The sequence below is a fragment of the Bacillus sp. 5mfcol3.1 genome (assembly GCF_900114335.1).
Lineage (GTDB): Bacteria > Bacillota > Bacilli > Bacillales > Bacillaceae_G > Bacillus_A > Bacillus_A thuringiensis_S.
The window spans coordinates 420,086-426,845 of sequence record NZ_FOST01000002.1; the positions used below are offsets into that span (position 1 = coordinate 420,086).

Consider the following 6,760-nt stretch of genomic DNA (forward strand, 5'->3'; position numbering starts at 1 on the left):
GATCTCCTTTACGATTGATTACAATATTATAGCATTAAAAAAGCACAGAGAATGATAAAAACTCTGTGCTTTACATTAATAAACGAGAAATCCTGCTTTATCTAACGCCTCACAAGCAGCATCTAATTTTTCTTTAGAATCTGCCTCGATTGTATGTAAGTGAATACCATCTGTTAGTTGTGAAAGATAGGAAGCATTTGTGTTTTCGATTTTTTGTAAATATTGCTCTACATCAAAGCGATTGCTTACCATAATGGATGCTGTTAAGTCGCCGTATACAGGATGCTCAACTTTTACGTCTTTAATCGTAACACCATGGTCAACAAGCGTTGTGAGTTCCTGACGTACTTCTGCTGGTTTATGTTGGCATACAATTACGCGTTCGAAAGTTTGTTGCTTCTCTTGTGGCTTTAAATATAAATAACCTTGAGCAGTCGCAATAATTGGTTCGTTTCGTGCTTTAAGCAAGGAAATATCTTGCACGATAACTTGTCTACTTACGTTCGTCTTTTTCGATAGTTCATTCCCCGATAACGGTTCATTTGCAGCAAGAAGCCACTGGAGGATAAGCTGTCGTCTTTCTTCACCTAAAATCTTTTTTTGTTCATTTTGTTTCATTATGATTTAACACCTCTATAAAATTGATTTCCAATTGTGTGTAGTGCATGAATAGTAGTATCAATTTGATCTTTCGTTGTTTGTTGTCCGAAAGAGAAGCGGACATATTGTTTGGCCTCTTCATACGTTTTTCCAATTGCAAGCATAGTTTTCGAAGGTTCTTGTTTACCGACTTGGCAAGCACTTCCGGTGGAAATGGCAATACCATGACGATTACATTCTAGCATAGTATATTGACCTTCTATTCCTTTTATTGTAACCCCAACAATATGTGGTAAACAAGAAGTAGAATGACCTTCTACTTCAATTTCTAGCGGAAGTGTTTGTATTTGCTCTAAAAAGTAGGATCGTAACTCTTTAAAACGTAAACTTTCTTCCCATTGAGTTTTTAATATATTTTCAGCAGCTGTTAAAAAAGATGCGATGCCGGGAACGTTCACTGTACCTGGGCGAAATCCTTTTTCGTGAGAAGTTCCTGGAAATACTTGTTCCCAGCGAGATTGCGGATTTATGTAGCAAGCGCCGACACCTTTTGGGCCGTATATTTTATGTGCTGAAACAGAAAGACTATCAATCCCCATCTCAAAAACATGGATAGGCAGTTTACCAAATGTTTGCACACAATCCGTATGAAATAAAACATTATATGTTTTTAAAAGTGCACCGATTTCTGTAATGTTTTGAACGGTTCCGATTTCAGAGTTTCCATGCTGTATACTTGCTAGCACAGTATCCTCTGTAATAGCTGCCTCTAAATCTACTAAACAAATGAGTCCGCTTTTATCAACAGGAATTTCAGTGATCGTATAGCCTTTTGATTTTAGAGATTGAAAATAACTTCGAATGGATGCATGTTCCATAGGTGTCGTAATAATATGCTTCTTATTTCGGGCATTTAGAAGTGATTGAATCGCAAGATAGTTCGATTCCGATCCACCGCTTGTGAAAAATACTCCTTGTTCTTTGCCTCCAATCATTTCTGCAAATGTTTTTCGGCAAACTTGTAATAAAGAAGAAGCTGTTCCTCCAATATCATGTAAACTTTGTTCATTTCCGAAGTATTGCGAAGCTGCTTTCATATATGTTTGTAACGCTTCCTCGCTCATAGGTGTAGTAGCTGCATAGTCAAGATATATCATCATGTAAGTTCCTCTCTCTAGTAAGAGTTACATTTCTTTTACTTTTTAAATGGTAGTGAAAATAAGAATTATAAAAAAACTCTTGTCATTATTTTAAAACTATGTAAATATAGGTGTCAAGACAGTTGAAAAGTGTAAAGTAGGAGGCAACAATTATGCCAAGTGCAGATGTCTTAATTATTGGAAGTGGCGTTGCGGCACTTCGTGTTGCAAAAGAGATTTGTCACGAAAAGAATGTGATTATTATCACAAAGGAGACGAAACGTAATAATAATACACATTTAGCTCAAGGTGGAATTGCCGCAGCGGTAGCTACATATGACAATCCTAATGATCATTTTGAAGATACGTTAGTAGCAGGGTGTCGTTATAACAATGAAGAAGTGGTCCGTTATTTAGTCGAGGAAGGACCGAAAGAAATTAATAACCTTATTGAAAGAGGAATGAAATTTGATGGAGATGAAACAGGTCCTCATCTTGGAAAAGAAGGAGCGCATCGAAAACGTCGTATTTTACATGCAGGTGGCGATGCAACAGGAAAGAATTTATTAGAGCATCTTATTCAAGAAGTAGCTCCATACGTTACGGTAGTGGAACAGGAAATGGTGCTCGATTTTATTATAGAAAAAGATAAATGTGTTGGGGCTTTAACTCGCAACAATAAAGGAGAACTGAAACGTTACAATGCAGATTATACGGTGTTAGCTTCAGGCGGTATTGGCGGTTTATACGCCTTTACTTCTAATGATGAGACAATTACAGGCGATGGACTTGCAATGGTGTACCGTGCAGGCGGAGAGCTTGTAGATTTAGAGTTTATACAATTTCATCCGACGATGTTATACGCGGGTGGGCGTTGTTCCGGCCTCGTGTCCGAAGCCGTTCGCGGAGAAGGAGCTGTCCTTATAAATGGCAAAGGGCAGCGTTTTATGATGGATATACATTCCGAACAGGATCTAGCACCTCGTGATGTAGTCGCAAGGGCTATTCATGAACAGCTACTTGCGGGTGAAAAAGTGTACTTAAACATCGAAATGATTCAAAACTTTGAACAACGCTTTCCGACCGTGTCATCGATATGTAAAACGAATGGAGTCGATATAAATAAAAACCTTATTCCAGTCGTGCCCGGTACTCATTTTCACATGGGTGGCGTGAAAACGAACTGTGATGGAGAGACGTCTATTCCGAACCTATACGCAGTCGGAGAAGTAGCTTGTAATGGGGTTCATGGTGCAAATAGATTAGCGAGTAATTCATTATTAGAAGGTCTTGTGTTTGGAGGAAGAATCGGAAGGCACATTTTATCTAGAGAGACAAAAGAAAAGGTGAACATGCTAGCCGACAAAGAAGCAAAGTTTATCGTTCTGAATCATTTACCGACGAAAGAAGAAATACAAAAATGCATGATGAAATATGTTGGGATTGTGCGAACAGAGCAAAGTTTATCTTATGCGAAGAGATGGCTTAGTAAGTATGGTGTTCGAAATATGATATTACAACATGATGTTCTTACGAATGAAGAGATAACGCTTATTAATATGTTAACAGTTTGTGAGCTTATAGTTGTTTCAGCCCTGCAAAGAGAAGAAAGTATTGGCGGGCATTACCGAAGTGATTATCCAGATAGAAATATAGGAAAGAAAGAGATTGTTCGAGTAAAGAGAAAACTACAACTTGTGTGATGAGGGGAAGAGGGGCTTTATGAACACGATAAAAGTTAAAGAAGCATTAAATCGATTTTTTTTAGAAGATATAGGAGAAAGAGATGTAACATCTCAGCTTATTTTTCCAGATAACTTACTTTCGAAAGGAACGTTTCTTGCAAAGGATACAGGGGTCTTTGCAGGACGTTTAGTAATTGAATCAGGATTTAAATTAATTGATGAGAGAATTGAAGTAGAGCTTCATAAAAAAGATGGGGATCTTGTAGAAAAAGGCGAAATCATTGCAACTGTGCAAGGGCCAATTGCATCGTTATTAACAGCAGAGCGCGTTATATTAAACGTTATTCAGCGTATGAGCGGAATAGCGACGATGACGCGTAAAGCGGTTCTTGCTTTAGATAGTAGCCATACTCGCATTTGTGATACGCGAAAAACGATGCCAGGACTACGTATGTTTGATAAGTATGCAGTCGTGTGTGGTGGTGGATTTAATCATCGCTTCGGTTTATATGATGGTGTCATGATTAAAGACAATCATATTGCGTTTGCTGGTTCTATTACAAAAGCTGTTACATCAGTGAAAGAAAAGTTAGGACATATGGTGAAAGTAGAAGTAGAAACAGAAACTGAGGAACAGGTGAGAGAGGCTGTTGCTGCTGGTGCGGATATTATTATGTTCGATAATCGTACGCCAGATGAAATCCGGGAGTTTTCGAAAATTGTACCAAGCGCTATCGTTACAGAAGCTTCAGGGGGCATCACAATTGAAGATTTATCAAAATACGGAAAAACAGGGGTAGATTATATTTCACTTGGAGCGTTAACACATTCAGTGAAAGCACTTGATATTAGTTTCAATATTAAAGGGTAAGGAAAGTGGCTTAGAGGGGGAGAAACGTATATGAGTATTTTAGAACAAGTACAGCCAATTGAAACGATGTTACCAGAGCCTTATTACACGATGTCAACGGAAGATATGGAAAAGCGTGTTCGTGAAATTAAAGAGAAGATGGGGAAAATGTTATTCATTCCAGGGCATCATTATCAAAAAGATGAAGTGGTACAATTTTCAGATGCAGCAGGGGATTCACTTCAGCTTGCGCAAGTTGCAGCGAGCAATAAAGACGCAAAATATATTGTGTTTTGCGGGGTGCACTTTATGGCGGAAACAGCAGATATGTTAACGACAGATGATCAAGTTGTCATCTTACCAGATATGCGTGCAGGTTGTTCGATGGCGGATATGGCAGATATTGAACAAACAGAAAGAGCGTGGAAAGAGTTAAAGAAATTATTTGGAGATACGATGATTCCGTTAACATATGTGAACTCTACAGCTGCAATTAAAGCGTTTTGTGGTCGTAACGGAGGAGCAACAGTAACTTCTTCTAATGCAAAGCAAATGGTATCTTGGGCGTTTACTCAAAAAGAGCGTCTCGTCTTTTTACCAGACCAACATTTAGGGAGAAATACAGCGTACGATTTAGGTATCCCGTTAGATAAAATGGCAGTATGGGACCCACACACAGATTCATTAGAGTACGATGGGGATATAGAAGAAATTCAAGTGATTTTATGGAAAGGGCATTGTTCTGTTCATCAAAATTTTACAGTGAAGAACATTGAGAGCGTACGAAAAAATCATCCTGATATGAATATTATTGTACATCCAGAATGTTGCTATGAAGTGGTAGCTGCTTCAGATTATGCAGGCTCAACGAAGTATATTATTGATATGATTGAATCGGCGCCATCTGGTAGCAAATGGGCGATTGGTACAGAAATGAATTTAGTGAACCGAATTATTCAGCAACATCCAGATAAAGAAATTGTTTCACTTAATCCATTTATGTGTCCATGCTTAACGATGAACCGAATTGATTTGCCTCACTTATTATGGGTACTTGAAACGATAGAAAGAGGAGAAGAAATTAACGTTATTAGCGTAGATAAACAAGTAACGGCAGAAGCGGTTCTTGCATTAAATCGTATGTTAGAGCGTGTGTAAAGCAACGGTATTCCCGTTGCTTTTTTTCATACATATAATCATAACAAGAACAAAATGGGCATACATTGTTTTGAAGAAATCATTGTGGTTCTTTATGCTTATTCCACTTCGAATGATATTGAAAATCGAAGAAGTGATAAAAGTGAAAAGAAGTTAATGTTATTTAGAAAGAGTTACTTCATGAGATTTGTTACTTATAGATAAGTTATACAGGAGGGGGAAAATTTGAAAATTCATATCGTGCAAAAAGGGGATACCCTTTGGAAAATTGCGAAAAAGTACGGAGTGGATTTTGATACGTTGAAAAAAACAAATACACAACTTAGTAATCCAGATTTAATCATGCCAGGTATGAAAATTAAAGTGCCATCCAAGAGTGTTCACATGAAACAACAGGCTGGAGCAGGTTCAGCGCCTCCAAAGCAATACGTAAAAGAAGTGCAACAAAAAGAATTTGCAGCAACACCAACTCCACTTGGAATAGAAGATGAAGAAGAAGTTACGTATCAATCAGCACCAATTACACAGCAGCCAGCTATGCAACAAACACAAAAAGAAGTGCAAGTAAAACCGCAGAAGGAAATGCAGGTAAAGCCGCAAAAAGAAGTACAGGTGAAACCGCAAAAAGAGGTGCAAAAAGAACAGCCAATTCAAAAAGAGAAACCAATTGAAAAACCGTCTGTTATTCAAAAACCACCTGTGATAGAAAAACAAAAACCGGCGGAAAAAGAAAACACGAAGTTTTCGGTAAATGTATTGCCACAGCCGCCACAACCACCAATAAAACCGAAAAAAGAATATAAAATTTCAGATGTAATAAAAAAAGGAAGCGAGTTAATTGCTCCTCAAATTAGTAAAATGAAACCTAACAATATCATTTCTCCGCAAACGAAAAAAAATAATATAGTATCGCCGCAAGTGAAGAAAGAGAATGTAGGTAATATAATAACGCCGCAAGTGAAGAAAGAAAATGTAGGGAATATAGTGTCACCGCAAGTCAAGAAAGAAAATGTAGGAAATATAATGTCACCACAAGTGAAGAAAGAAAATGTAGGGAATATAGTGTCACCACAAGTGAAGAAAGAAAATGTAGGGAATATAGTGTCACCACAAGTGAAGAAAGAGAATATAGGGAATATAATATCGCCACAAGTGAAGAAAGAAAACGTAGGGAATATAGTGTCACCACAAGTAAAGAAAGAAAACGTAGGGAATATAGTGTCACCAAATGTATCGAAAGAAAATGTAGTTATTCCACAAGTCATACCGCCAAATATTCAAATGCCAAATATAATGCCAATCATGGATAACAACCAACCACCGAATAT

At 37.6% G+C, this 6,760-nt stretch carries 5 protein-coding genes and 1 pseudogene; 4 read left to right on the forward strand and 2 right to left on the reverse strand.

All coding sequences use genetic code 11. The features are described from left to right. Positions 1-75: 75 nt before the first annotated feature. Entirely contained in the window at positions 76-618 is a 543-nt protein-coding gene (locus tag BM089_RS11450) for a transcription repressor NadR (protein ID WP_053563610.1), read from the reverse strand. After that, positions 618-1,760: an IscS subfamily cysteine desulfurase gene (locus tag BM089_RS11455; protein ID WP_069356236.1), complete on the reverse strand. Its 1,143-nt coding sequence runs from the start codon at positions 1,758-1,760 to the stop codon at positions 618-620. Before BM089_RS11455 ends, BM089_RS11450 begins: the two co-directional genes overlap by 1 nt. A gap of 152 nt (positions 1,761-1,912) precedes the next feature. Here BM089_RS11455 and nadB point away from each other — a divergent pair, with 152 nt between their 5' ends. The 4 genes and pseudogenes from nadB to exsA form a co-directional block, all read left to right on the forward strand. Beyond that, positions 1,913-3,442 carry an L-aspartate oxidase gene (gene nadB / locus BM089_RS11460; RefSeq protein WP_090977000.1) on the forward strand — a complete coding sequence of 510 codons (1,530 nt, stop codon included), beginning with the start codon at positions 1,913-1,915 and terminating at the stop codon, positions 3,440-3,442. Between the two features lie 19 nt (positions 3,443-3,461). After that, positions 3,462-4,295, forward strand: coding sequence for a carboxylating nicotinate-nucleotide diphosphorylase (gene nadC / locus BM089_RS11465; protein WP_090977002.1), 834 nt, complete (start codon positions 3,462-3,464; stop codon positions 4,293-4,295). 30 nt (positions 4,296-4,325) lie between these two features. Beyond that, positions 4,326-5,432, forward strand: a complete 1,107-nt coding sequence (nadA, locus tag BM089_RS11470; protein WP_090977005.1) for a quinolinate synthase NadA — start codon at positions 4,326-4,328, stop codon at positions 5,430-5,432. 225 nt (positions 5,433-5,657) lie between these two features. Continuing rightward, positions 5,658-6,760 (forward strand): annotated as a pseudogene (exsA, locus tag BM089_RS11475) (spore coat assembly protein ExsA); the annotation flags it as partial.

Excerpts from the sequence above, each read along its gene's own strand:
- BM089_RS11450 (WP_053563610.1), bottom strand. The coding sequence starts at position 618 with ATGAAACAAAATGAACAAAAAAAGATTTTAGGTGAAGAAAGACGACAG.
- BM089_RS11455 (WP_069356236.1), bottom strand. The coding sequence starts at position 1,760 with ATGATGATATATCTTGACTATGCAGCTACTACACCTATGAGCGAGGAA.
- nadB (WP_090977000.1), top strand. The coding sequence starts at position 1,913 with ATGCCAAGTGCAGATGTCTTAATTATTGGAAGTGGCGTTGCGGCACTT.
- nadC (WP_090977002.1), top strand. The coding sequence starts at position 3,462 with ATGAACACGATAAAAGTTAAAGAAGCATTAAATCGATTTTTTTTAGAA.
- nadA (WP_090977005.1), top strand. The coding sequence starts at position 4,326 with ATGAGTATTTTAGAACAAGTACAGCCAATTGAAACGATGTTACCAGAG.